The 3,011-nt window shown below is 69.5% G+C and carries 4 protein-coding genes; all 4 read right to left on the reverse strand.

Going from position 1 to position 3,011, the window contains the following annotated elements; all coding sequences use genetic code 11:
* Positions 1–288 precede the first annotated feature (288 nt).
* Positions 289–666, reverse strand: coding sequence for a hypothetical protein (locus NGB36_RS32920; protein ID WP_255924329.1), 378 nt, complete (start codon positions 664–666; stop codon positions 289–291).
* Positions 667–670: 4 nt separating this feature from the next.
* Complete coding sequence (locus tag NGB36_RS32925; protein ID WP_255924330.1) at positions 671–1,024, reverse strand: hypothetical protein; 354 nt, start codon at positions 1,022–1,024, stop codon at positions 671–673.
* Entirely contained in the window at positions 1,015–1,341 is a 327-nt protein-coding gene (locus NGB36_RS32930; RefSeq protein WP_255924331.1) for a PadR family transcriptional regulator, read from the reverse strand. The genes NGB36_RS32925 and NGB36_RS32930 overlap by 10 nt, the downstream gene beginning before the upstream one ends.
* 209 nt (positions 1,342–1,550) lie before the next feature.
* Positions 1,551–2,876, reverse strand: a complete 1,326-nt coding sequence (locus NGB36_RS32935; RefSeq protein WP_255924332.1) for an IS701 family transposase — start codon at positions 2,874–2,876, stop codon at positions 1,551–1,553.
* Positions 2,877–3,011 lie beyond the last annotated feature (135 nt).

Here is a 3,011-nt window from a genome sequence, read left to right on the forward strand (position 1 = left end):
CTCGACTTTCGACGTTCTGACAGTCATGCGACGGCGTCGGGGCTGGCTGCGGCCCATGCCTGCTGGACGGCCCGGATTTCCTCAACGGTGGGCTGGCCTGGGCTCCTGGGCAGAAATCGAGAGACGATGATGACTCGCCGGAGCTTGGCGATCATGTCGGACAGCCGCGACGGCAGAAGCCTGCCCTGGTGACCACCGCCCCACCCCCTCCCCACGCCCCAGTGCCACCCGGCAAGGGGAGCGGCTTCCGGTAAGGCCGGCCACCCAGCAACCGACCCGGCTACAGCATTAGGCGGTACGGTGCCGCTGCCGGTACAGCCAGACGACGGCCGCGACCATGATCGCTAGTCCGGGGCCGGTGTGCACGGCGAATACGCCGATCAGGCTCGGGCCTCCCCAGTCGTGCCGGTAGCTGGCAGGGTCCGAGTAGTCGACCACCCAGAACTCGGCGATGCCTCGTACGACGAGATAGACCGCCAGAAGACCACCGAGGACTATGCCGACGATGCGGGGAACACTCCGGCGCCATCGGGGCGAGACGATGCACGCCACCAGGACGGCAAGAACCGCGGCGGCGATGACGAGAACCGCAACGGCGGCAGCGTGAACGCCAAGCTGCCGATGACCGTCACCGGCCAGGGCCATGCCTGCTACGAGGCGGTACATGGCGTCACGCTCCCACGGCGCGGCGGCGGACGCGGCGCCGGGCGATCAACGCCGCCCAGGGACCGACGGTTCCGAGCAGAGCGAGGGCTCGCGGCAGGTTGGTTGGTGCCCACAGGATGTTCCGCGTCAATCCGGTACGCAGCGCGATGACATGGCACGTCACCGATACCACCAGGACCGCAGCCACCAGCACCCCCTCGAGGTGCGCCCTGACCCGCGCCCGGGTGGCGTGGACGGCGACATTGACGACGACCGACGGAGTCGGCCGGGTGTCCTCGAGCAGGGCGGAGAATTCCTCGCCGTAGCGGCGGCGCCAGTCTTTCGGATGCAAGGCGACCAACAGGCGGATCAGGTCCATGCCAGCCTCGTCCTTCCCGTTTCCACAATCCGCGACCACCGTTGCAACTGCGTGACCAGCGCAGCTCGTCCAGCAGCCGTGATCTCGTAGGGCCGCCGCCGGTCCTCGCTCTGGAGCGCGGCGATGAGACCGAGCTTCTCCAGCTTGGCCATCGACCCGTAGAGCGTGCCCGGTCCGAGCTGGATCCCGGTCCGCTCGGCGACATCAGCCGTGATGGCGTAACCGTGCTTCGGCCCGTCGCTCAGTGCCAGGAGCACCAGCAGGCCGGGCTCCCCGAACCGCGCCAGGCCGTCAGAGTCGCGTTTCTGCTTCGCCATGCGTAGCATCGTATGACGTAATAGAGCGCCGCGGAAGGCACCTGCGAGAACAGGGACTTCTGGGGCTACGCACGCTGAGGCAGAGCGTCAGCGATCAGGCAGGCACGGCGATCGTTGCCCGCGGGGCGGGGCGGGAGCAGTGGACGCAATGTGTGTTCTCCAGGGCGGCTGCCATGGACTCGACTTCAACGTTCTGACAGGTCTGGTAATCACGCAGAGGTGTCGAGGCTGGCTGCTGCCCAAGCCTGCTGGACGGCGCGGATTTCCTGTTCGGTGGGCCGGCCTGGGCGGGTGGGCAGAAATCGGGCGGCGATGACGACCCGGCGGAGCTTGGCGGTCATGTCCGAGACGGAGGGGTCGGTCTTGGTGACATACCAGGGGGCGCGCTCGCGACGCTCGGCGGCGTCCGCGGGGTGGTGGCCGTGCTGCGCGTACCAGGCCACCGTGATCGTGTAGCAGTACAGGCCGAACGGCACGGTGCGCTCGACCGCAGCCCGGGTACGGTTCCTCGCCTGGCCCACTCCGAGTAGGTCGCGGGCCTCGGCGAAGGTGACTTCGATCGACCAGCGCCACGCGTACCGGGTGATCAGCGCCGGGGCGGGGGTGGTCAGGTCCGTGGTGACCAGCGCCAGGTCGTGGCCGGTGGCGGTGTCCTGGTCGCGCAGGAGGATCACGCGGACGGTGCGCGTGTGGAACGAGCCGTACCACAGGCAGGTGAGCTCGGCCAGGTGCACGGTCTCGGTGCGCTGGTAGCGCGTGACCTGGACGGTTGCGAAGACGGCGGTGGCGGCCAACTGGGCCGCGGTGCCCAGGCGCTCGCCCTTGAGGGCGGGGCGGCCGCGTTTGCCGGTGCGCGGCGGGGCGAGGTCGTACAGCACCGCCGAGGCGGGCAGCCGGGTGGTGAAGGTGCAGGTGGCGGGCAGGTCGCGGAGTGCCTTGCCGTGGTAGGCGGCGTCCGCGACGACGTGGATGCGCCGACCCCAGTGGCAGGCGGCCAGGAAGCTGAGCATGGACGCGGCGAGGTCGACCTTGCTCAGCTCCTGCCCCGGACGCCACAGGCGGGCCATCACCGGCAGGCACACCGGCCGTGCCAGGACGGGCAGTTCGACGACCAGGCCGATCACGACGAAGCAGGTCCCGCGCCCCACCGGTTTGGGGCCCTTGGCCGCGCCGTCGTGCTGCCAGGCCGCCCCGAACACATTCTTCCCGCGTCGCTTGAACAGGGTGTCGTCCACCGCGACGGTCAGCACCGCGCCCTCGGGCAGCAGGCGGCGCACGATCAGGTGGGACAGCGAGACTCCCAGGATGTCCGGGTTCCAGGCGGCGCGGGAGAAGAAGGCGTGGGCCCGGTCGTGGGACCAGGCCCGCGTCAACCCCGCGCCGGTGAGCATGCCCGTGACCGTGCACCGTCCCGTCTGCGCGATCAGCCCCGTGACCAGCGCAGCGAACGTACGGAACGTCGGCGTGGTGAAGTTGCCCCGCACCAACTCCAGCACGGCGAGCAGTGAGGCGGGTACGGTTGGATCCGGAAGCATCGGCGGGTCCCTCCCCGGAGGAGACAGAAGCACCGCCGATGCTTCTCTGCTGCCAGGGCCCCGCACGGCCCGATGACGCCACATCACCCGCCCGAGCGACCCCAACAACGATCAACGAGAACGTCGAAAGTCGAG

Origin of the sequence: Streptomyces humicola (genome assembly GCF_024436035.1) — a bacterium.
Lineage (GTDB): Bacteria > Actinomycetota > Actinomycetes > Streptomycetales > Streptomycetaceae > Streptantibioticus_B > Streptantibioticus_B humicola.